Below are 22,794 nucleotides of genomic sequence, written 5' to 3'. Positions count from 1 at the left end.
ATAGGTTAGTCTAAATTCAAAACCTACTTTTTAGAATTCTTGTCCTCAATTTATGAATCGCATATTTTGGAAAAATGCCGGATTCGAATCAAGCTCTTGAAATTAGGAGACTCAGTTTACAATTTGAAGAAAGAATCATATTGGATTCTATTTCTTTCGAAGTGGCTCCTGGAACGATTCTTGGAATTCTGGGACGTTCGGGTTCGGGAAAGACATCTCTCTTTCGTTCTATTTTGGGAGTTCCTACATTTAAGAATCTTGATCAAAGCGGATCTATTTTCTTTTTCGGAAAGGAGCGTCGCGAAATTCCGATTCATCAGCTCCAACCTGTTTTCCAAGATCCCGTAAGTAGCTTCAATCCTTCTTGGACTCTTGAAAAGGCGCTCAAAGAACCGCTCCGCATTCTCGGCGGAGAAATTGCTACACGAGGGGAAGCGTCATTTTATGACTTCCTACATTCGTTCCAACTTTCAGGGAAAGATCTCAATCGTAATGTCTTATCTTTTTCCGGAGGAGAACTTCAGAGGGCCTCGATACTCCGCGCTCTTCTTACGGAACCTAAGATTCTTTTTTTAGATGAGGCTCTGGGTGCGCTTGATCCGATTCTCCTGAATGAGATCCTACTTTTCCTGAAAAAACTTGCGAGAGAGAAAAAACTAACAATCCTCCTCATAACGCATAACTTGAGAACCGCGAGGAAATTCTGCGATCAAATAGGAATTTTAGAAAAAGGGAAACTTTTGGATTTTGGAAAGACGGAAGAGGTTTTTACGAATTATAAGAATTCTTTTACGGGGGAACTCATTCGTGCGACCGATCTGAGCTCCCTCCGCGTTTGATCAGATATCGATCTGATAGAGATTTTTTCTATCTTTCTTGTCTTTATACAAAGCGATCATGATATCGATCCGGTAAATCGAAGATCTGAGGCTTGACTCTAAGAGTCTCAAAGCCTTGATCTGATTTTCCAGAGAGATATCTCCCACTTTCGTATTCTCTATTTTGTCGAATCTTTCGAGTTTGACCTGAGATGCTAATACGTCCGGAGGAGAGAAAATCAGTCTCTTGTTTTCAAAAGCAAATTCATACTGAATTCTTTTTTTCTCAGAGGCGAGTTCAACTTCCTTGATTTTGCCGCCCTCAAATTTGAAACGAACGTATTTGAGCAAGTTGCTCTCATACCCTTCGTCAAATGTGAAAGGGATGTCTTCCGTGACGATTGTTTGCACCTTTTCGAGTTCCGGTCTCAGAATTACGAGAAGAGAATGTTTCTTCTCTAAATCCGTGAGTCTCTCATTGATCGTGGTTTCCAGATCTCTGACGATTTTCTGAAGGGATTTTGTGTAGGAACTCCCATGTTCAGAAAATACATCGGAACGACTCAGGTCGTCCTGCCCTTTTTCTTTAGGCTGCGCGAACGCAGGAATACTAAGGAGGAAAAGCAGGATTGTGAGCCAGGTGATTTTTTTCATAGATTCCTCCAAGGTTCAAGATAACGGAAGAAAATTGAAAAAAGCAAACCCTTTTTCACTCGTTTTTGTTTTCCTCTTCCAAGGACTTTATCTCGGCAAAACGTTTTGCAAGATCTCTTCTTCTTTCGATTACCTTGAAGGAGAATTCTGAGAAGAATGGATCATTCGGATATTTGAGAAGTTGTTCGTATTGGTCCGCGGCCGTGACATAATCGCCGACCTTACTCGCGGTTTCCGCGAAGAAGAAATGAAATTTTTTATTGTATTGTTTCTTTTGCCCTAAGTCGTCCACGAGCTCCGTATTCTTAAAGATTCTATAAGCATAGAGATCTTTGGAGGATAAGAGTTCGATTCTTGCTTTGCCCATTCTCGCGTCGGGACTTTGTTCGTCGATTCGGGAGGCTTCCTTAATATAGAGAAGGGCTCTGTTTTTAAGATCGGTTCGAATGTAGTGGTCGGCCAAAAGAAGAAGCGCCTCGGTGTGAAAAGGATTTAGGGAAACTGCCTTTCTCCAGAGAATCGTCGCGTTGATCGCTTCCCTCGTGGTTTCATACAACGTTCCTAAATGAATGTAGGTTCTATAGTATTCCGGAATTTCAGAACTTGCGTATTCGAATTGAATGATCGCCTTCTGATATTTTTTTTCCAAGTGATAGGCTCTTCCCAAATTGTATCGGAAAGGGAAAAATTTTGGATCGAAACGGATTCCTTCTTCCAACATGGAAATGGCCTTGATTCTTTCTTCCGGTTTTCCTTTTTCTAAAAGAAGAACCGCCTCATTATTAAAAAGTCCGCAATTGAGAATTTCTTTTCCCTCGAATGTGAAACTTCCTTTTGATGTAGGGGGATCCCCCTTCCAATTTCTTCCTGCGCTGAGAATAAAATCCTGTTCCGATCTTAGAAAGGATCCGTCATTGTAATATTCCGGAGAGAGAATTTCATTTTCTCCCCAGAGAAGTCCGGAGTAGTATTGGCCTCCGATATTCAGTTGTCCTTGAACGGGTGAGTTGAAGAAGAGAAAGAGGAAAAAGGAAAGAAAAAGAATCTGGAACTTTCCGAGGAAAGTAGGAACTCCCCCGTTTGGAACGGAAAAAACGCATTGTAAATTCTGTTTCTGAGGAGAGTCTGACATCATAAGAGGAATCGGTTTGCCATCTCAAGAACAAGCGCTTCTCGTCTGCAAAGATCTATCTTATTCTATCGGAAAAAAACAGATTCTCAAACAGATCTCCTTTTCTCTTTTCCGGGGAGAACTGATTCTTCTCCGAGGCGATAACGGCGCCGGAAAAACGACTCTCCTTCGAAGCATTCTCAATCATTCGCATCATAAAGAATCGTTTTCCTTTTCGGAATTGGGTTCTAAAAAACCGCAGATCTCCTACTTGGGTCATGAACTCGGACTTTATACCTCTTTGAGTTTGGAGGAGAATCTTCGTTATTTTCTCTCGATAGCGGGCATTGAGTTTGCGAATGAAAAGGTGGAGTTCCTACTTAGGTCTTTCAAACTCTGGACGAGAAGAGAGGATCCGATCTTTACATTCTCCAGAGGAATGAAACAAAAGGCCGCGCTCATCCGAGCGCTCCTCACCGGTGGAGATTTGATTCTTTTGGACGAACCTTTTACCGCACTCGACAGAACCGGTTTGGAAATCGCAGTTCGTCTCTTGGAAGAATACTCCAAAAATTCCGCAGTTCTCATGGTGACTCACGATCCGGGAATTCCTTTTTCTCAAAAGACTATTTCTTGGAATCTCAAGGAGGGAAAAATTGAAACTTCTGCTTTCTCTTCTTTATAAGGAGTTCCTACTTTTAGGAAAGGCTCTCAACGGAATTCTTTCCGTCGTAGTTTTGATCACGTCCATCGTATTCATTTTTAATTATGCTCTGGAACAGACCGGAAAACTGGACCGACAAACCTTGATCGGAATCAAGTGGTCGGTTTTGTTTCTCACTTCCTACGTTTTTATCGGGCAGTCCGCTTGGGAGGAGAGGGAGAGCGGAGGGGGAAGAATCAGTTCTCTCTTTCTTCCGATCTGGATGCGATTTCTCGCAAAATCTCTCGCGGTCTTTTTCGGTCTTGCGATTGCGGCCCTCTACTTAATGATTTTATTATCTGTTTTTTTTCAGGCCTTTCCTCTCGGAGCCAGAGATCTGACGGTGAATTTGATTTTTCTTCTTCCAGGAGTTCTCTGTATTTCTTTCCTCGGAGTTTCCTTGAGTCATATCAGTGATTCCTCCCGATTGAAGGAGATCCTACTTCCGCTCCTCATGATTCCTTTTACGATTCCGATTCTTCTCTTCGGAATGGAAGCCGAGAGAAAACTCGAAAGACTTCCGGTTTTTGATCCCATCCCCGGACTCGCCATCTTACTTTCGTTCTGCGCTTTTTACGCGGGAATCGGAATTCTACTTTTAGAACTTTCGGGCGACGAACCCTGAAGAATCTTCTTGATTCTGCCGGCATTCTCTCGAATACTCTCTTTCGTATGAAGATCCGAATTGCACATCCCGTTTTCGACTGGATTTTATCCGCAATCTTTCTTGTCGGTTTTCCGGCGGCAGTTTTAATTTCTCTCAATTATCCGAATGTGATTCTCCAACAAGGAATCGCTCATAGAATTTTCTACTTTCACGTTCCAGTCGCTTGGGTCGCGCTCTACGGTCCGATCTTTTCTCTCTTCTTTGCGGTCCTTTATCTTTGGAAGAAGGAATCAAAGTGGGATCTCCTTTCACTCGCAGCGAATCAGATCTCTCTTCTCTTTGCAATCGGCGTTATCTTTTCCGGAAGAATCTGGGCTTACAGCGCTTGGGGAGTTTCTTGGGACAAAACCGACGCAAGACTTCAATCCTTCACCGTTCTTTTTATCAGTTTGATCGCCTATTTCGTTTTTCGAATTCTCATCACGGATTCTTCTAAGAAGAAAATTTTTTCCTCCTTCTTGAGTATTCTCTGCGCGGTCAACGCCGTGATTACATGGGGAGCGATTCGTTGGATGGACAATCCCGGAAATCATCCGGAATCCGTTCTCGGAAAGGGAGGAATGGATTCCGACATTCGTCAGAGTTTTTGGTTGGGAGTTCTTGCGTATCACATTCTCTTTTTAGTCTTATTCCGTTTCGCCTATCGTCTTGCAAAGATCGGCGACCTTCGCGAAAGTCTCCCAGAAAAGGAAGAGTAAGGATACGTTGTCAATAGCTCCGGATTACAGTCAACATACGGTTCTTGCAGTCGATGATTCCGAAATCAATCTGAAGCTGATCGTACACACGCTCAAACCTTTGGGCTTTCAAATGTTTACGGCGGAGTCCGCGGCCGAGGCCAGAAATATTCTCATAACAAATCGAATCGATATTCTTCTCTTAGACGTAAGTATGCCCGGGCAAGACGGATTCTCTTTTTGCAGAGAATTGAGAGAGATCGAAAGATTCAAACTTCTTCCTATTCTTTTTATCACCGCGATCAGCAGAGAATTAGGTTTTGACGAAGCGATCTCTCACGGAGGAGACGACTTCATCCACAAACCCTTTCAACCTCGAGAGTTGATCGCAAAGATCCGCGCCTTTATCAGAATCAAAATTCTCCAAGACGAACTCTTTGAACAAAAAAGAAACTATGAAAGAGAATTGATCATGGCTCGTAAGGTTCAACAGGAACTTCTTCCCGAAAAAGATCTTGTTTGGAACGGAGTCGGATTGAGTACGATCTTTCAACCTCTCATGCAGATCGGAGGAGATTACACCGACGCGTGGATAGAAAACAACTCTCTTCATCTTTTTATCGCGGACTGCTCCGGTCACGGCCCTTCCGCGGCGCTCCTTGCGGCGATGTTGAAGATGCAAGTCTCGAGTCTTTCTCCGGATCAGAATCTAAGAGAGAAGGTCAAAACGCTTCGTCACAATTTGGAAAAAATTCTTCCGGAAGAATTTTCGATCACTTTCTTTTACGGAATCCTTCACGAAGATCTTATATTCGAATATTCGAATGGAGGCCATCCGGCTCCGATCCTCTATCAAAACGGAATCGTTTCGACTCTCCCTGGAATGGGACCTCTTATCATCCCGATCGAACTCAACGTAAGCGAAGAATTCAAAACGATTCAATTTGAGAAAGGCGCCTTTCTTCTTCTCTATACGGACGGCGCGACCGAGATCGCCGACAAGAGTATGAATATTCTCGGAGAAGAACGTCTCAAAAAAATCTTTAAAGAAGAAGTTTCTAAGGGCGGAGATATTCTCGGATCGATGATGGATTCCATTCTTGCGCATTCCGAGAGACTTACAAATGATGACGATATCGCTATGATGGTGTTGAAATTATGAATTTGCCGAATCCTTCTTACAGAGGAAAAGTCCGAGACATCTACGATCTCGGCGATAAACTCATCTTGAGTTCTTCCGATCGAATTTCCGCATTCGACGTAGTTTTTCCACAACCCGTTCCGGACAAAGGAAAGGTTCTCAATCGAATTTCCACTTCTTGGTTTGAATACTTCAAAGACGTTCCCAATCATATCCTCGAAACGGATGTTAAGAATTTCCCGGCTCCTTTTCAAAATCATCCGGACTTGGAAGGAAGATCCGTTCTCGTAAAAAAATGCAAACGAATCGACTACGAGTGTGTGGTTCGCGGTTATATCTCCGGTTCCGGTTGGAAAGAATACAAGGACGCGGGAACTCTCGCGGGTGTAACACTTCCAAAGGGTTTGAAAGAATCTCAGAAATTATCCGAACCCGTTTTTACACCTGCGGTAAAAAACGACGAAGGACACGACGAGAACATCTCCGAGAAAGAGATGGAAAATCGAATCGGAAAAGAACTGTTCGGAATTCTCAGAGAAAAATCGATTTCCATTTTCTTGCGCGCCTCTGAAGTGGTAGATAGGGCGGGAATCATTCTCTGTGATACCAAGTTTGAGTTTGGGATCTTGGACGGACAGGTTATCCTGATCGACGAGCTCCTCACTCCGGATTCTTCCCGGTATTGGTCTGCGGAAACCTATTCTGTAGGAATTTCTCCACCGAGTTTGGACAAGCAGATCCTCCGGAATTATCTCGAAACTACAAATTGGAACAAGATGCCTCCGGCTCCCGATCTCCCGGAAAAACTCATTTCCGAGCTGAGAGAAAAATACCAGAAGATAGAGGATCTCATACTTTCATGTACATCGCAAAAATCCAGGTAGTCCTCAAAGAATCCGTTCTGGACCCGCAAGGGAGTACGGTTAAAAAAGTGCTCTCCGAGGTCGGAGAAAAATCTGTGCAAGACGTAAGAGTCGGAAAATACATCGAACTCAAGATCGACGCTCCGAACGAAGAAGCCGCAAGAAAAGACGTAGAAAGACTCTGCGACAAGATTCTTGTAAATCACGTAATCGAAACATATTCTGCTAATATTCAAAAAATATGAAAGTTGCCGTAATCACGTTTCCCGGTTCCAACTGCGACGCCGATATTTATAGAGTTCTAAGAGATCAATATAAGGCCGAAGTGGACCGTATCTGGCACCGAGATCAGCTTGAAAAAAAATACGAACTCGTGATTCTTCCGGGAGGTTTTTCCTACGGGGATTATCTTCGTTCCGGCGCTATGGCCGGTTTTTCTCCGGTGATGAAATCCGTGAAAGAACACGTCGATAAGGGCGGAAAACTTTTCGGAATCTGCAACGGATTCCAGATTCTTACCGAGGCTGAATTTTTACCCGGCGCTCTGACGAGAAACAAAACTCTGAAATATATCTGTAAAACTGTGACCTTAAAAAAAGGTTCCTCCGGAAATCCGGTGACTTCTTCTTTGGATCCTCAGAAAGAATTGAGAATTCCGATCGCACACGCGGACGGTTGTTACTTTGCGACTTCCGACGTTTTGAAACAACTCGAAGACGAGGGAAGAATTCTCTTTCGCTATTTTGGGGAGAATCCGAACGGTTCTCTGGATGCGATCGCGGGAATTACTTCGAAGAATTTCAAAATTGCGGGAATGATGCCTCATCCGGAAAGAGCGATGAATTCTGTGACGGGAGAAGAGGATGGAAAGGTAGTTTTGGATTTGATTCTCGGAGCTTGATGGTTTTGGGAGTTCCCCTTTGATCGGAGCTCCCAACGAAGTCTAACACCCGAAAACGATAGTGCTGCCTTACGACTAAATGAGGGAGATCCTACTTTTATACGTTTTACAAATTGATTCCTCCTTCCCTTTTCTAATATTTCTTTCCTAATCTAAATCCGTCGCTTCCCGAGCCTTCTTACCTCCTTTCAAAAGTAGGAACTCCCAGTTTTATACTTTTACTAAAAATCCGCCGTAACCTAAAAGTAGGAACTCACACTTTCAGACTTCTCACAAAAAATCAAATCTCCCGATCCAAACATTTCCATTTCACCATTCCAAGTGGACGAGGCACTTTTCTTCCGAAAAAGGCCGCTTAAAAAACATTGATAAATGTTAACTTTAATTATTCAGGAGATGAATTATAAATTATTTCATTCTCAAGTCGATTCTTTAGGATAGGGAAACTCTCGGCATTCGAGAACCGTCCCGAGAACCAAGGCGCAATCAAAAGGAGCTAAGAAAACAAAAGATGAGTATGTTTCACGTAGACAACAAACTGCGAATCTTCTGGGACATCTTGATCTTTATCTGCATCCTGTATGCTTCCCTAGAAGCCCCTCTTAGAGTTGTCTTGTCTTACAAACAGGGGTTCATCGTAACCGCACTTTATATCGTAGTGGATCTCCTCTTCTTTGGAGACATTCTCGTGAATATATTTCCGCCTGAATACGTTCAGGGAAAGTGGATTCATATTCAAAAAAAGGAAATCGTAAAGTATTTCAAGACTTGGTTTATCTTTGATTTTCTCGCAGCATTTCCTTTTGAGATTGCGGCCGAAAAAATTTTCAATCTTGATCTTTCCTTACATCCGTTTTTATATCTCCTTTTTGGAATCACTCGTATCATAAAAGTCGTTCGTATACCGGGAATTCTCTATAGATTGAATCTTGCCTTCAAGCCGGCGCCCGGAATTCTTCGATTGGTCCTTCTCATGTTTTGGATCAGCGTCGTCGCACACTGGTGCGCGATCGGATGGTTGTATATGGACAACTTGGATTCCGTAGACACCGGTTTAGATCAATATGTACAAGCCCTCTACTGGACGATCACAACTCTGACGACCGTAGGATATGGAGATATCGTTCCGATCACAACTCATCAAAGAATATATACGATTTTTGTAATGCTCACCGGAGCTCTCGTCTACGCTACCGTCATCGGTAACGTCGCGAGTATTCTCGCGAACCTGGATCTTGTCCGAGCTACAAAACTACAGAGAATGGCTCAAGTGGATTCTTTTTTGAGAGCGAGGAGGCTTCCTTTTTGGCTCCGAAGAAAGATTCGAGACTACTATATGTATATTATAGAAAGGGGATGGGGGGAGAATGAAAAAGAATTGTTAAGCGACCTTCCCGTTTCTCTTCAGAGAGACGTAAGAATTCATCTTCACAGGGAATTTTTAGAAAAGGTTCCTTTTTTAAAAGGGGCCGATTCCTCTCTCGTGACCAATCTTATCTTTTCTCTGAAACATCACGTTTTCCTTCCCGGAGATATCATCTTTCATCGAGGAGATATCGGTCATAATCTTTATGTTCTCAGCGAAGGTCACGTCGACGTCTTGTCTCCCGATGAATCCAAAGTGATCGTAACGCTCGGCGACGGACAGTTTTTTGGAGAGTTGGCATTAGTCACCGCTGAACCGCGTTCCGCGACGATCCGTTGTACTTCCATCTGCGAAATTTATACTCTCAGCAAAGAGGATTTTTTAGAAGCACTGAGTCTCTATCCGAGATTTCGAGAAGCCATGCAAGAAAGTCTTCGGAAACTCAACGTCAAGATGGATCTCAGTCGGTCGTTTCAGAAAGGCTACGATCCACATTCTTAAATAAATTCTTTCTAAAGAAACCTTTCTGCGCTACTATGTCGCTCTCCAAAGAATTCGGATTCGGATTTAAGAATTCTTACTCCGTGATCTTTGGTTTCACCAAACGGAGAAAAATGAAATGAGCGTGTTCCGAGTAGACAACAGAATCAGAATCTTCTGGGATCTTTTGATTTTTATATGTATTCTTTATGCTTCCGTAGAATCTCCTCTTAGAATCGTTCTCTCTTACGAACAAGGATTTGCGGTAAATAGCCTCTACATCGTAGTCGATCTTTTGTATTTCGGAGACATTCTCTTTAATATATTCTCTCCCGAATACATCAAAGGAGAATGGATCTATGTAAGACGAGAAGCGATTGTCAGATACTTCAAGACCTGGTTCTTTTTCGATTTTGTGGCGGCGTTTCCATTTGAGATCGTGGCCCAAAAAATTCTCAGGATCGATCTTTCTCTGCATCCTTATCTTTTTTTACTTCTTGGGATCACAAGAATCATAAAGGTGGTTCGAATTCCGGGAATTCTCCATCGACTCAATCTTGCCTTTAAGCCGGCTCCGGGAGTTCTTCGATTGGTCCTCTTAGGATTTTGGATCACGATCGTCGCGCACTGGTGCGCGGTAGGTTGGTTGTATATGGACGAATTGGATTCTTTTCGAACGGGTTGGGACGAATACGTGAAAGCGTTTTATTGGACCGTGACGACTCTCGCCACCGTCGGTTATGGAGATATCGTCCCTGTGAATACGAACCAGAGAATTTATGCGACTCTTGTGATGATGCTCGGCGCCGGAGTTTATGCGACCGTTATCGGAAACATCGCGAGCATTCTCGGTAATTTAGATTTAGTAAGAGCGGCTCAGATCAAAAGAATGTCCCAAGTAGATTCCTTCCTAAGAGCGAGAAATCTTCCCTTTGGAATTCGAAGAAAGATTCGAGACTATTACATGTACATCATGGAAAGAGGTTGGGGGGAAAATGAGAGAGAACTCCTGAGCGATCTTCCCGTTTCTCTTCAGAGGGATGTGAAGATTCATCTTCACAGAGGACTCCTTGAAAAAGTTCCATTCTTACAAGGCGCCGAACCCGCGCTCGTTACAAACCTCGTCTTTTCTCTGAGGCACCATATCTTTCTTCCGGGAGATATCATATTCCATAAAGGTGATATAGGTCATAACCTCTATATCTTGAGCGAAGGAACCGTCGAAATTCTCGCGTTAAACGATTTCGACGTGATCGCAACTCTAACGGAAGGACAATTTTTCGGAGAACTCGCGCTCGTAACCGAGGAACCAAGATCCGCTACGGTAAAATCCGTTTCTATCTGTGAGATTTATACGTTGAGCAAGGAAGATTTCTTACACGCTCTGAATTTATTCCCCGCGTTTCGGGATGCGATGACCGTAAACCTGAAAAAGAAAAATCACAAACTCAATCCGGTAAAACCAAAAAAGAATACGAAAAAGAAATCCAAAGGAAGAAAGGTTCTCAAGAATTGAGAATGATTTTCGGAAGAATTTTAAACTTCTAAAATCGCAAAACCTTTCTTGATCGTTTCTTTTTTATTCCCGAAACGAATCTTTCCGGAGATCTTTCCCTCCACTCTTTCGAGAGGAATTTTCTTTCCAAAAAAACCGGGAATGATCTGAGGAGTGGTTCGAATCGGAGTAATCGTGAGTTCGATCTGATCGGAAGGATCGCGGAGAACATAGGACAAGGATTCTTTTTGAAACGTCGCCGATTCTAAAAATGTGGGAACTCCATTTCTCCAGAGAAGAATTCCCGTGTTCTCGTTGAGGTTCAGACGAAAAGAATTCTTCGCACTCGCGTTTCCGTAAATCCGAGATTCCGGAATAAAAGCCTGGTTGCTAAAACCGGAAGTAATGCTGTAAGAAAGTCTTTCGGAAGAATCCAAATTCCACGTATCTTCGTCTAGCGCTAGTTGACCTCTCACGGAAAGATCCGGAGAGATCAGACGAAAGAGCCAGTCCTTTCCCGAAGTTTCGAGAGAAGAAACCGGTTTGTGGGATTTTTCCACCGTGCTGACAAGGGCGTCCAATTGAAGATTGAGATCGGTTGCGAGAATGGAAGAATGTGTGTATCCCTGTTGGATCGTATCATCCAGGCGGAAATTGAATCTCTGATTTCCTTGCGTAAAACTCCAGTAACCGTTTCGAAACGTTCCTCGAGATAAGAATTCTTTTCCAGGACTTCCATCCCATTCTAAATCCTTAAATTTACCGGATTCGGTAAACCAGAGATTTAGAAAAGCGCGACAAGCGCCGGGCCCGCGAAAAATTCGAAGCGCTAAAAGAAAATCATCTGTAATCAAATCGACTAAAACCGAGTCTATTTTTTTCCAGGAAGATAAAAAAGAAGACTTATACTCTCTGGAATTATCAATTCCAAGAGTTCCTAGATAGAGACCGAGATTGGGTTCTAGTGTAGAAGGGTTGAGAAGATGGCCGATCGCCTCTTTCATGCAAGAATACCTTTAGATTTGTCAGTTTTTTCGAACGTTCATAAAAAAAAAGAAGAATGCGGTCTTCTCTTCCTCTTAATTTGACCCTTTTTGTACGGAATTTTGCTTGCAGGACGCGAGTTTGCGGATTCCAGTAAAAGAGAATCTAAACGATCATGTTATATAGCCAGGATACAAGCAACATTCTCTCTTACGGAGAGAATTACTACCAACCCCATTATCAACCGATCCTGGAAGTAACAAATTGTAATATCGTAGGATATGAAGTTTTGGGAAGATTCTATTCTCCCGAAAAAAACGAATACCGTTCGTTAGGATATCAATTTCACAATCCGGAGTTGGATACGATTCGATTGATTCAGATCGATCGGTTGATCCGAGAAAAAGCGATTCGGCATTTGAAAGACACGGGACTGAGAACCAAACTTTTCCTGAACATGATGCCGAATTTTCTCTCTATGATTCATACGGGAGACGTCTTGGATCTCAAGAGACTCCATGTTCTCAACCTGATAGAAAAATACGAAATTTCTCCTGCGGAAGTAGTTCTTGAAATCACCGAAGATAAGTTTGACGGAAGTATAGAAAAACTTCTTTCGATCGTAAACGTTTTTAAAGACTACGGATTTAAGATCGCGGTAGACGATCTCGGTGTCGGATTCTCCAACTTAGAAAGAATCGGTTATATTCATCCGGATATTATGAAAGTGGATATTAAGATCATGAGGGAGAGTTTAAACCGAAGATCTTTTAAGAACGTTCTCAGTGCGATCGCAGATATGTCCCAGAAGCTCGGTTCCGATCTTCTTTTTGAAGGAATCGAAACAGAAGAAGAATTGCATCTCGCTCTTTCGATGGGAGCCAACTTACTCCAAGGCTTTTATTTTTCCCGACCACAAGTAGAATTTCAAGATAAGAAACAATTCAATCGAAGTCTGAGAGACACTCTCGAAAAATTCTCAGGCTTAAGATTTATGGAACTCTTAGAAGAATTTCAGAAAGGGCAAGCGGTGATCGACGCCCTGGGAGAAAAGTTGGAGGCCCTAAGACACAACGGGAAAGAAGATCTTCCGCTCGTCTTGCATTTGATGCTTCCGAATCTTCCTTCCGAAATTCTTTCTGTCTTTGCCTGCGATATCTTCGGTTATCAGATCACTCCTACTTATTTTCGTTCTCATCCCGGAGAAGATTGGGATTCGGATCTGACTGAAATCGGAAACAACTATGCTTGGAGACCGTTCTTCATTCGTCATAAGGCGAAGGTAGTTCAGAGTCACGCGAAATGGACGGTGACCGAACCCGTCTACGATATGGATCTTCATAAGCAAGTCGTAATCTTTACTTATACCCTGAGAGACAATTATATCCTGATCATCAAAATGGATTGGGAAAAGGTCTAAAACCTTCTTCGAATTCTTTCGAAATTCGCATCGTCGTTTGATCTTTTTCCGATCTCGGGGAATCATCGGAGAGATTGGAATTTTCGCAAAATCCTGATAAAGTAGGAACTCCTTCTTTTTGAACTTTTAGAGAAGTGTGGGAACTCCCGCGTCGAAAGATGATTGAGAAAAGAAGAATCGAGATTTTTTCAGTCCTCCCACGCTCGGCCAGCGAATGTAGGAACTCCTAAAAACTGCAAATTGGCGTTTAAGTCGGGATGTGGACTTTCCGGATTGAGAAGATTTACTTTGAAATACCTTTCCATGTGGGAACTCCCCGCTTGAACCTCGTCGATCCCTTTAAAACGGCGGAGTCTCCCTTAGCCACAATCGGCCTTCTCCCCCTTATCAAAAGTAGGAACTCCTAAGTTCCAGAAAGATAAAGAAAAAAACCTTACTTCTTCTTTCTGAAACTCAACTTATAGAAGATGTAGGAACTCCCAAAAAAGGAGATGGATCGTTTTTGAGTTCCGAAAGTCTTCTTTTTAAAGGCAAAGCGGATGCACTGTGACCCTTTCGTGTAGGAACTCCCCGATCCATAGAGATACAAAAGATAGGACTCTTTTCTGCGGGTGTTCCAGGTGATAGGCTTATGTTCCATTCCTAAGAGGAAATCCTTTTCTCCTTTCGCTTCTTCACATCGAAAACGCATCTTCATCAAAAAGTAGGAACTCCCTCTAAAAAGAATCGAAGCACTTCGGCAGGATCCGAATTCTTCCTTCGACTTATTCAATTTCCCGAGAAGAAAACGAAAACGCGGGAACTCCCCACACTCCTCAAGACCTATTTCTTCTTTCCTATTGATCTCTCCCTACAGAAAAAAACACTGGTAGAATAGGGATCAGAGGAAAGAATCGGGAGCGACTTTCTCATCGAGAGCCATTCATTTTCGGGAGAAATTTATCCGTTCTTCCGCAAACGACGCGCCGAAGACAAATTTCCCGATCCCACTATTCACTGATAAAGGTGCTTTTGTGACCGAGATTTTAAAGATCCAGGACCTCAGGGCAGGAATTCATACCGGAGATTCCGGAGAAATCAAAGAAATCGTAAAAGGTGTCAATCTCACGATTCGACCCGGAGAAGTTCACGCCATCATGGGTCCTAACGGATCCGGAAAGAGCACGCTCTCCAATGTTATCATGGGCCATCCGAAATACCAGGTCCTCTCGGGTGACATCCTCTTCGAAGGAAAATCCATTCTCGGACTTCCGACCGATGAACGCGCGCGCCTCGGAATCTTTCTCTGCTTTCAATATCCGACGAGCATCCCCGGAGTCACCATCGGAAACTTTTTAAAAACGATCGTGAAGTCCGTTCGAGGAAAAGATCTTCCCGTAAAGGAATTTAGAAAAGAACTCAAACAAGGAATGGCCGATCTCGACATTCCCGAATCGTTTATCTCGCGTTATGTGAACGACGGATTTTCCGGAGGAGAAAAAAAGAGAAACGAAATTCTTCAGATGAGTCTCCTCAAACCGAAACTTTCTGTTCTCGACGAAACCGATTCCGGACTCGATATCGACGCTCTTCGAATCGTAAGCGAAGGAATCAACAGAAACAAAACAGCGGATCGTTCGATTCTTCTCATCACACACTATCAGAGAATGCTAAACTATATCACGCCGGATTTTGTTCACGTATTTGCAAAAGGAAGAATTTTGAAAACCGGAACGAGAGAACTCGCGTTGGAGTTGGAAGAAAAAGGATATGACTGGATACTTGCAGAATCTGGAGATTAAAAACCAAGTGTCCTTAGAAACACAGTTTACAACTCTTCTCTCGAAGAGCAAGGAGCCGCAGGCTCTTCAAGATTTTCGAAAAAAAGTTTTTTCCAAATTCTCCACACTTTCGATCCCAAGATCGGAAAACGAATCCTGGCGTAAGGTTCCTCTTTCCAATTTTCATCCGGAAGAATTTTTAGATTCTCCTGGCGAGGAAGCGGTTTCCATCCGCGCACCGAAAGAAGTGAAAGTTTTCAGATCGGAATCTCTTACCGGAAAAGAACTCGAAACCTTTTTAAACGTGTTGGAAAACACATTCCAAAAAGAGAATGTAGAATGGTTCACTCTTTTCAGTCTTTCCTCTTTTACACACGGGATCTATCTTGAAGTCGGATCGGACCAGATTCTTAAAGAAGAAATCGAAATCAAATTCCGCTTGGAGAAAGAGTCGAGAATTCTTCCTCTCATCGTTGCGAAGTTTGGAAATCACAGCAAGGCGTTCTTTGCGGAACGATACGAATGTCCGGAAGAAGAAAACTTCAAACTTTTCCAAGGACTTACGATTCTTCAGAGCGGGGCCGGTACAAAACTTTCTTATACGGGAATCGAATCTTTTGGTTCGAGCGTTTTCCATTTTCAAAATTTATTCTCAGATCAAAAGGAAGATTCCAACGTAAAGATCGCGAAGGTAACTCCGGGCGGTTACAAGGGAAAAAATATTCTCAACGTAGAATTGTCCGGCAAAGGCGCGCACGCCCGAGTTCTTGGATTGGCTCCGATGTCCGCGAGAGAATTTCAAGATTCCGAAGTAAGAATCATCCACAAAGAAAGTCATACTGAAAGTTCGATCCTCTATCGAGGAGCGTATCGAGACAAGGCTCATCATATTTTTACCGGAAATCTCCAGATTCCCAACACTTGCAAGAACGTGAATGCGATCCAGATCAACAACAACCTTCTTTTGGATCGTACGGCAAGAGCCGAATCGATTCCTAAATTGGAAGTTTATGCCGAGAACGTGAAGTGCGAACACGGAGCGACGGTCGGAGAGATCGACGAAGACCAATTGTTTTATCTCGCTTCTCGAGGAATCGACGAGGACGAGGCAAGAAGAATGATCGTAGACGGTTTTCTTGGACAAGTCATTGGTGAAATTGAATCAGAAACTATACGAGAAGAATTGTTTGAACTCATCGTGAAGAAGGTGGAAGGTGAGATATGAGCTTTCGAAAACTCGCAAAACTTTCCGAAATTGAAAACGGGAAAGTCAAAGTAGTGGAAACACGATATAATAGAATCGGGATCACGAGTTTGGAAGGAAACCTTTATGCGTTTGAAGACGTCTGCACTCACGACGGAGAAGCCATTTCCGAAGGCGAACTCTGTGGAGACGTAATCACCTGTCCTAGACACGAGGCTCAATTCTCCATCAAAACCGGAAAGGCCCTTTGTATGCCGGCGGTGGAGAATCTCCCCGTTTATCCGGTGAGAATCGTAGGTGACTCAATCGAAGTGGATCTGGAGGATTGACATATATGAGCTTCTCTGCTGAAAGATTAAGAACTGATTTTCCGATCTTGGGAACGAAGATGAACGGCAAACCTCTCGTCTTTTTAGACAGCGCCGCGAGTTCTCAAAAACCTTTCACGGTCATCGATCGGATCGAAAAATATTACAGAGAAGAAAACGCAAACATCCACCGTGGGATCTATTATCTTTCTCAGAAAGCCACGGAAAAATACGAACTCAGTAGAATTCATCTTTCTCGTTTTATCGGAGCGCAGTGTGCGAAGGTTTGTATCTTCACAAGAAACGCGACGGAATCCATCAACTTAGTAGCTCAGACTTGGGGAAGAACTCAGATCAAAGAAGGGGACGAGATCGTTCTCAACGAACTTGAACACCATTCGAATATCGTTCCTTGGCAGATGTTGGCTCAGGAAAAAAAAGCGATTCTAAAATTCATTCCTCTAAACGAAGACAGCACCTTGGATCTGTCAACCTTGGACGAAATCATCACGAGCAAAACAAAGTTAGTCGCCGTTTCCCAGATGTCGAACGTGACCGGAACGATTCACGATCTTGCGCCGATTCAAAAACGCGCTAAGGAAGTGGGAGCGAAAGTTCTCGTAGACGGAGCGCAAGGCGTATGTCATCTTCCAGTGAATATGAAGGAAATGGACTTTGACTTCTACGTATTCTCCGCGCACAAAATGCTCGGACCCACGGGAGTCGGAGTTCTTTATGCAAAAGAAGAAATTTTAGAAGAGATGCCTCCTTGGATGGGAGGAGGCGATATGATTTCTCAAGTATTCAAAGAAAGATCCACTTACGCGGAACTTCCTTCTCGATTGGAAGCGGGAACTCCGAACATCGCGGGAGTGATCGGTTTTGGATCCGCGATCGAATATCTCGAAACGATCGGAATGCAGGAAATCAGAAATCACGAACTCGAACTCTTGTCTTATGCGTTGGATCGATTGGATGATTTCGGAGGACTGGAACTCTACGGACCGACTGATCTTTCTAAAAGAGGCGGGGTGATTTCCTTCAACTTTCCGGGAGTTCATCCTCACGACGTTGGAACAATTTTAGACGAAGAGGGAATTGCGATCCGAGTCGGACATCATTGTGCTCAGCCCTTTATGGCGTTTAAGAACATTCCGGGAACCTGCAGAGCGAGCCTCTATCTTTACAACACAAAAGACGATATCGATCGACTGATCGAAGGTCTAATTAAGGTAAAGGAGATTTTCTCCCGTGTCCTTAAGCGATAGTCTTTACAAAGAAGTCATCTTAGAACATTATCAAAATCCGAGATTTCGAGGAAAACTCGAACCGGCCGACTTGTATGAACACGGGGTTAATCCTCTTTGTGGAGACGAACTCGAATTGACGATCAATCTGGAAGGGGAAAAAATTTCCGAAGTCCGGGTGAACGGAAAAGGATGTTCCATTTCTCAGGCCTCCGGATCGATGATGGCGGAAGCGATTCGGGGAAAGACGGTTTCCGAAGCCGAAAGTATTCTTAAACGATTTAAGAATATGGTCTTGGAGAATGAGGATCCGAAGTTTGAGGAAGAATTAGAAGATCTGGAATCGATGGAATCCGTGAAAAAAATTCCCGCGAGAATCAAATGTGCGGTTCTTCCCTGGAATACTCTGGAAAGGGCGCTTTCGAAAATTCCAAAATAAGATTTGGATTTTTGGGAGTTCCCACAAAGATTTTCTCAAAGAACAAAACGGCGAAAAAAAGGAAGAGGAGGGAAAAGAAAATGTTAGAAGAGCCAACAAACGCATTAGAAGAACAAATCTACGAAGAAGTCAAAAAGGTAGAAGATCCGGAGATCGGAATTTCGATCGCCGAGCTTGGACTCATCTATAGAATTAAAGTCGAAGGAACAAAAGCGAAGATCGATATGACTTATACTTCGATGGCTTGTCCCGCCGGACCGCAGATGAAACAGGATGTCATCAATCATACGCTCCGGGTGGATGGAATCACCGAAGCCGAAGTGGAAGTCGTCTGGATTCCAAAATGGGATCCTCGAGAAATGGCTTCCGAAGACGCAAAGATGGACTTAGGAATTTTTGACTGAATCATTCTTTTCGAAAATGACCAAAGTAGCATCTTTTGTTATTATCTTTTACAATTCAATCCAACCCTTATCCGAATCGACGTGTTTGCCGCTTTTTTAAAACAACTCACGAATCCATTTTTGCATTTATAAAATAAATAGAATCATATTATGAAGTATCATTGGATTCTAATTTATCTATTTCTAATATCCTGTTCCAAGGGGTATCATTATAAATATTGGATTCTTCCTTATTACGAAGACCAAAAGATAGAGACGAGTGGAAGGAAAAACTTTAAAATTCTAAACAAGGAATTTGCAAAAGACGATCTGAACGTTTATTACAAAGAAACGAAACTTCCGGAAGTGGATCCTAAGAGTTTTCAAATTTTGGGGAACGGTTACTTATCCGATCGAAAGAACGTTTATTTTGTAACTACGAACTTAAATATCAAAACAAATTCTCCCAAGGCTTGGTTGATCGTGATTCCGCTCGATTTGAAAGTCTGGACCGAGAAGGAGATCGTATTCTTAATTTTGGAAAAAGCAAGACCTGAGAATTTTCGGGTTCTGAGTCGCGAAGGAAATCTTACCGATTACGGGTTCGACGAAAATCGGATCTATTATATGGGATCTATCATAGACGAAACCGCCGAGTCGCCGGTGTTTCTGGATTCTTTCCTTTACCATGTCTTGAAGACGAAGTCTGCGATCTACTACGAAGGAAAACCGGTTTCCGGCGCGGATCCAAAAACCTTTACGCTTTCGGATCACTACGCAAAGGATCGGAAGCAATGTTATTACTTTACCTCTTTAGACGTTTCGGTTTTTTCCTGTTCTCCCGAAAGTTTTATCGTATTAGAATATCCTAATCCATTGGATGCGAAACTTTCTATGGATTCCGATTATTCAAAGGACGCTCGTTTCGTCTATTGGCAGGGGAAAGTTATCTCCGGAGCGGATCCTAAATCCATTCAATTGATTTCGGAAAATTCCGAATGTCCTTATTTTGGGGCTTGCGCTCGGGATCGAAATCGGGAATACAAAGGTGGAGAAACGAGTCCGTTCTAAAAAATCTCCGACGAACCGTTTTTGATTTATTCTTGTCTAAAAATTATTTCTTAATAAGTCTTTCGAAAAAAAAGAATCAACTTTGATGGGCGAGATTTCTCAAAAATAAAGTAAGAATGTGAAATTCGAAGCGGAGCCGATTGTTTTGCAGATAGATGTCTTCTTTTTGTATTCTAAATTTGAATTTATAAAGGCGAGATGAAAAAAACTATTTTAGAATTTTGGTTTCCACTCTCTTTGATTCTTCTTTTGTTTTTCGGTTGTATCAAACAAATCGATGATAAGGACAAAAAAGATGAAAATCTTCAGAACACGATCCTGGGTTTGGCGGTTCTCGATTTTATTCAATGCGGGCAAACTTCTCTTCCTCCTCGCGTAGACACTTACTTAGGGCTTACAAGAATTTTTGTTTTACCGAGTTATGGAGCGAGTTGTATTCTAAGATACAACGATCCGCATTTGATCTATCTTCCTTCGGGAACGCCTAAAAATCTGTTGGCGGTCTTTTTGCCCGGTTCGGGCTCCAACCCGATCGCAGTTTCCAAGATCATCGAAGAAGGAGCGGTTCGAGGTTATCATAGTATCGGCCTTATGTATCCGAACGCGGACCCGATCAACGTTATCTGCAACACCGTTCCGAATAATTCTGCTTCTTGTTTTGGAAATACGAGAGAAGAGATTCTTACGGGAGTCGATAAGACGACCGCCGTTTCCGTGGATTTTATCAATTCCATCGACGGAAGACTTTTGAAATTGCTTCAATACCTCGCCGCAAAACGACCCGCCGACGGTTGGGATCAATACTTAAGTGAAGGAGCCGTAAATTGGAACAAGATCTATCTCGGAGGACATTCTCAAGGAAGCGGGCACGCGGCGTATCAAGGAAAGATAAAGTCCCTTGGAAGGGTTTCCATTTATAGCGGTGTTTCCGACTATCACGTCGCTTCTGCGAGCAACGCTCCTTGGTTGAGCGTAAGCGGTCTGACCTCGGCGAATTCTTATTATGGATTGGTTCACGTCGGGGATTCCGTGGCAAACTTTTCCGGTAATACAAATCAGGTTACAGATGCTTGGCTGAATTCTTTCGGAATGACCGGGGCTCTCACCGATGCGGATTCGGGAACTGCGCCCTTTGGAAATACACATCGTCTGACGACCAATCTCTGCGCGAGCGGGGATGACAATACAAAACACAACTGCACGATGTTGCAGAGTCAGAAGCCCGCATGGGACTACATTAGTTATCCGTAATATTTTTTCGGGAATTGTATTTTTGGGAAGTTCCTTGAAAACTTGAGAACTAAGGCGACTAACGTTCTTGAGTTGATTTGTATTCGGAGAGAAATTTTAGTCCATCTGAAAAATCTGAATTAAATTTCCACAAGTATCTTCGAAAACCGTTTCCGTTCCTATATCGGATTTTGTCGGTTCCTTACGAAAGACTACGCCTAAACTTTTAAGACGTTCGTATTCTTTGTGAATGTCTTTTACTCCAAAAACGATCATGGGAAGGTTCGCTTTGTAAACGCCTTCTTGAAAGGTTTTCGAGAGTGGATTTTCGTTGGGTTCGAGGAGCAAACTCGTTCCGTCCGGTTCTTCGGGGGATACGACGATGGCTAAGTTCGCTTCGGGAATAAAAAGCTTTTTATGAAAGCCTAAGACTTCTGTATAAAAGTGAAAGGCTTCGATCGGATTTTTGACAATGAGACTTGTGAGGAGAATTTTCATAGGAGTTTCTTGAAGTCTCTTATCTCAGGAAGAATTTTTCGAAGATGAATTTTGTGGGAACTCTCACCTTTTCGAAATTCTTTTTAAGATAGATTTCTCGTAATTCTATTCTTAACGGACTTTAAGTCCGTTTTCAAGAAGAATTTCAGAAACAATTCCTTTGTAGGAACAAGTAAGAGCGAGGAGTTCCACCTTTTCCTCTTTCAAAGCGGAGATGGACGATCTTTTCCTTGCATGTAAGTCAGAAGATTTTTCACTCTAAGAATTTAAAAAGAGGGTGTTCCCACTTTTATTTGAACGTTCAATCTTTCTGAAAAAATTGATTCAGAGCCAGAAGCGAAGTAAAACCCCAAGCTCCCAAAAAACCGTAGAACTTCCAACTGAAAACATAATCAGCTTCTCTCAAAAAACTCACAAAGAAAGTTTCCGGAAAAAAAATTCCGGCGAGAGTTCCCAAACCGAGAAGAAATTGAACGCTCAATAAAAGAGAACCCAGCCAGTGGGATCTCCAGAAAGAACCGAAAAAGAAAACGCCCGCGGAAAGGATGATAAAGTAAAAGTTAGACGAAACACGAAGGCCTTCCGTTTCTTCCCCTCCGAGATTGATCGTGTATTCGATCCAAGTCGAAAGGCTGAAAAAAAGTTGAAGCGTGACCGCGACAAAGAGAACTTTTTCGGTCCCCGATTTTTCTTTCCAAAAGTCCGTAAATCTTCCGGTAAAAGAAAGATAGAACGTCAACCATTCTCTCGCGAGAAGAGGAATTGTTCTAACGCTCCACTGAATATCCTTCCAGAGATTACTGAACATCTGCGACCTGAAAAACGACCTCGATTTCAACGGGAGCGTTCAAAGGAAGAGAAGGAACGCCGACGGCAAAGCGCGCATGACGTCCCGATTCTCCAAAAATGGAAAGAAGAAAGTTACTTCCGTGGTTCGCAACCAAGTGATGTTCGAAAAAATTCGGACTGCACGCGACAAAAACTCCGATCTTTACGATCTTCACGATTTTGTCCGGACCTCCGCAGATCGCGGAAGCCGCAGCGATCGCGTTCAGGCTGGCTTGGATCGTAGCTTCCTTTACGTCTTCAATGGAAAGGCTTTCTCCTAATTTTCCAGTGAGCATCAATTGTCCGTCTTTTAGGGGAAGTTGTCCGGAAGTAAAAACGAGGTTCCCGCTCTGATTGGCAGGAATGTAGGCCGCGATTGCTTGCGGAGGAGGTGGAAGTTTGTAACCCAGAGATTCGATTTTATTTTGGATGCTCATACGTCTTGATTCTTAAGAATTTTGGAAAGATCCTTCCAAGAAGATTCCCTTCCTCGATTTTTCAAGCAGTTTCGAAAAAAGGAATTTTCTTTCTTCTCCCTTCCCGTTT

24 protein-coding genes and 1 pseudogene are annotated in these 22,794 nt (G+C 43.0%); 19 read left to right on the top strand and 6 right to left on the bottom strand.

Features of this window, described 5'->3' with window-relative positions:
- The first annotated feature begins 74 nt into the window (after positions 1-74).
- A complete protein-coding gene (locus A0128_RS15570; protein WP_069608350.1) occupies positions 75-839 on the top strand; it encodes an ABC transporter ATP-binding protein in 765 nt (254 codons plus the stop codon).
- Here A0128_RS15570 and A0128_RS15565 read toward each other — a convergent pair.
- Together A0128_RS15565 and A0128_RS15560 are read right to left on the bottom strand one after the other, a co-directional pair.
- Positions 840-1,494 (bottom strand): annotated as a pseudogene (locus tag A0128_RS15565) (hypothetical protein).
- 33 nt (positions 1,495-1,527) lie between these two features.
- Positions 1,528-2,607, bottom strand: coding sequence for a tetratricopeptide repeat protein (locus tag A0128_RS15560; RefSeq protein ID WP_156781861.1), 1,080 nt, complete (start codon positions 2,605-2,607; stop codon positions 1,528-1,530).
- A gap of 13 nt (positions 2,608-2,620) precedes the next feature.
- Here A0128_RS15560 and A0128_RS15555 point away from each other — a divergent pair, with 13 nt between their 5' ends.
- The 9 genes from A0128_RS15555 to A0128_RS15515 all read left to right on the top strand — a co-directional run bounded on the left by A0128_RS15555 (position 2,621) and on the right by A0128_RS15515 (position 10,897).
- Positions 2,621-3,268, top strand: a complete 648-nt coding sequence (locus tag A0128_RS15555) for an ABC transporter ATP-binding protein (protein WP_069608348.1) — start codon at positions 2,621-2,623, stop codon at positions 3,266-3,268.
- Entirely contained in the window at positions 3,240-3,911 is a 672-nt protein-coding gene (locus A0128_RS15550; protein ID WP_069608347.1) for a heme exporter protein CcmB, read from the top strand. The genes A0128_RS15555 and A0128_RS15550 overlap by 29 nt, the downstream gene beginning before the upstream one ends.
- A 47-nt stretch (positions 3,912-3,958) precedes the next feature.
- Positions 3,959-4,651, top strand: coding sequence for a cytochrome c biogenesis protein CcsA (ccsA, locus tag A0128_RS15545; RefSeq protein WP_069608346.1), 693 nt, complete (start codon positions 3,959-3,961; stop codon positions 4,649-4,651).
- A gap of 7 nt (positions 4,652-4,658) precedes the next feature.
- Positions 4,659-5,792: a PP2C family protein-serine/threonine phosphatase gene (locus tag A0128_RS15540; RefSeq protein WP_069608345.1), complete on the top strand. Its 1,134-nt coding sequence runs from the start codon at positions 4,659-4,661 to the stop codon at positions 5,790-5,792.
- The gene (locus tag A0128_RS15535) at positions 5,789-6,655 is read left to right on the top strand and encodes a phosphoribosylaminoimidazolesuccinocarboxamide synthase (RefSeq protein WP_069608344.1); all 867 of its coding nucleotides are present in this window, start codon (positions 5,789-5,791) and stop codon (positions 6,653-6,655) included. Before A0128_RS15540 ends, A0128_RS15535 begins: the two co-directional genes overlap by 4 nt.
- Positions 6,631-6,879 carry a phosphoribosylformylglycinamidine synthase subunit PurS gene (purS, locus tag A0128_RS15530; protein ID WP_004425658.1) on the top strand — a complete coding sequence of 83 codons (249 nt, stop codon included), beginning with the start codon at positions 6,631-6,633 and terminating at the stop codon, positions 6,877-6,879. The genes A0128_RS15535 and purS overlap by 25 nt, the downstream gene beginning before the upstream one ends.
- Entirely contained in the window at positions 6,876-7,535 is a 660-nt protein-coding gene (purQ, locus tag A0128_RS15525; RefSeq protein ID WP_069608343.1) for a phosphoribosylformylglycinamidine synthase subunit PurQ, read from the top strand. The genes purS and purQ overlap by 4 nt, the downstream gene beginning before the upstream one ends.
- Before the next feature lie 511 nt (positions 7,536-8,046).
- On the top strand, positions 8,047-9,402 hold the full coding sequence (locus A0128_RS15520) for an ion transporter (RefSeq protein WP_173662777.1): 1,356 nt from the start codon (positions 8,047-8,049) through the stop codon (positions 9,400-9,402).
- 145 nt (positions 9,403-9,547) lie between these two features.
- Positions 9,548-10,897 (top strand): cyclic nucleotide-binding domain-containing protein, encoded by a 1,350-nt coding sequence (locus A0128_RS15515; RefSeq protein ID WP_069609341.1) that lies wholly within the window; start codon positions 9,548-9,550, stop codon positions 10,895-10,897.
- Between the two features lie 20 nt (positions 10,898-10,917).
- Here the strand turns inward: A0128_RS15515 and A0128_RS15510 are convergent, their stop codons facing one another.
- Positions 10,918-11,880, bottom strand: coding sequence for a hypothetical protein (locus A0128_RS15510; RefSeq protein WP_069608342.1), 963 nt, complete (start codon positions 11,878-11,880; stop codon positions 10,918-10,920).
- A 155-nt stretch (positions 11,881-12,035) separates the two neighbouring features.
- Between A0128_RS15510 and A0128_RS15505 the strand changes: the two genes are divergently transcribed.
- The 9 genes from A0128_RS15505 (at position 12,036) to A0128_RS15460 (ending at position 20,943) form a co-directional block, all read left to right on the top strand.
- A complete protein-coding gene (locus A0128_RS15505) occupies positions 12,036-13,280 on the top strand; it encodes an EAL domain-containing protein (RefSeq protein WP_069608341.1) in 1,245 nt (414 codons plus the stop codon).
- Between the two features lie 1,013 nt (positions 13,281-14,293).
- Positions 14,294-15,061: a Fe-S cluster assembly ATPase SufC gene (gene sufC, locus A0128_RS15495; protein WP_069608339.1), complete on the top strand. Its 768-nt coding sequence runs from the start codon at positions 14,294-14,296 to the stop codon at positions 15,059-15,061.
- Positions 15,062-15,068: 7 nt separating this feature from the next.
- The gene (gene sufD / locus A0128_RS15490) at positions 15,069-16,265 is read left to right on the top strand and encodes a Fe-S cluster assembly protein SufD (protein WP_069609340.1); all 1,197 of its coding nucleotides are present in this window, start codon (positions 15,069-15,071) and stop codon (positions 16,263-16,265) included.
- Complete coding sequence (locus tag A0128_RS15485) at positions 16,262-16,573, top strand: non-heme iron oxygenase ferredoxin subunit (protein WP_069608338.1); 312 nt, start codon at positions 16,262-16,264, stop codon at positions 16,571-16,573. Before sufD ends, A0128_RS15485 begins: the two co-directional genes overlap by 4 nt.
- Positions 16,574-16,578: 5 nt before the next feature.
- Positions 16,579-17,820 (top strand): cysteine desulfurase, encoded by a 1,242-nt coding sequence (locus A0128_RS15480; RefSeq protein WP_069608337.1) that lies wholly within the window; start codon positions 16,579-16,581, stop codon positions 17,818-17,820.
- Positions 17,804-18,238: a Fe-S cluster assembly sulfur transfer protein SufU gene (sufU, locus tag A0128_RS15475; RefSeq protein ID WP_069608336.1), complete on the top strand. Its 435-nt coding sequence runs from the start codon at positions 17,804-17,806 to the stop codon at positions 18,236-18,238. The genes A0128_RS15480 and sufU overlap by 17 nt, the downstream gene beginning before the upstream one ends.
- An 80-nt stretch (positions 18,239-18,318) precedes the next feature.
- The gene (locus A0128_RS15470; protein WP_069609339.1) at positions 18,319-18,642 is read left to right on the top strand and encodes a metal-sulfur cluster assembly factor; all 324 of its coding nucleotides are present in this window, start codon (positions 18,319-18,321) and stop codon (positions 18,640-18,642) included.
- A 150-nt stretch (positions 18,643-18,792) separates the two neighbouring features.
- On the top strand, positions 18,793-19,692 hold the full coding sequence (locus A0128_RS15465; RefSeq protein ID WP_069608335.1) for a DKNYY domain-containing protein: 900 nt from the start codon (positions 18,793-18,795) through the stop codon (positions 19,690-19,692).
- 198 nt (positions 19,693-19,890) lie between these two features.
- Complete coding sequence (locus A0128_RS15460; RefSeq protein WP_069608334.1) at positions 19,891-20,943, top strand: BPSS1187 family protein; 1,053 nt, start codon at positions 19,891-19,893, stop codon at positions 20,941-20,943.
- Positions 20,944-21,039: 96 nt separating this feature from the next.
- Here A0128_RS15460 and A0128_RS15455 read toward each other — a convergent pair whose 3' ends face one another.
- The 3 genes from A0128_RS15455 to A0128_RS15445 all read right to left on the bottom strand — a co-directional run bounded on the left by A0128_RS15455 (position 21,040) and on the right by A0128_RS15445 (position 22,685).
- Entirely contained in the window at positions 21,040-21,420 is a 381-nt protein-coding gene (locus A0128_RS15455) for a VOC family protein (protein WP_069608333.1), read from the bottom strand.
- Positions 21,421-21,721: 301 nt separating this feature from the next.
- Complete coding sequence (locus A0128_RS15450) at positions 21,722-22,228, bottom strand: hypothetical protein (RefSeq protein WP_069608332.1); 507 nt, start codon at positions 22,226-22,228, stop codon at positions 21,722-21,724.
- Positions 22,218-22,685 carry a RidA family protein gene (locus A0128_RS15445; protein ID WP_069608331.1) on the bottom strand — a complete coding sequence of 156 codons (468 nt, stop codon included), beginning with the start codon at positions 22,683-22,685 and terminating at the stop codon, positions 22,218-22,220. The genes A0128_RS15450 and A0128_RS15445 overlap by 11 nt, the downstream gene beginning before the upstream one ends.
- Between the last annotated feature and the right edge of the window lie 109 nt (positions 22,686-22,794).

This window comes from Leptospira tipperaryensis, assembly GCF_001729245.1.
GTDB classification, from domain to species: domain Bacteria; phylum Spirochaetota; class Leptospiria; order Leptospirales; family Leptospiraceae; genus Leptospira; species Leptospira tipperaryensis.
The sequence above is the reverse complement of the archived record's forward strand: the minus strand, read 5'-3'. Positions and strand labels throughout refer to the sequence as shown.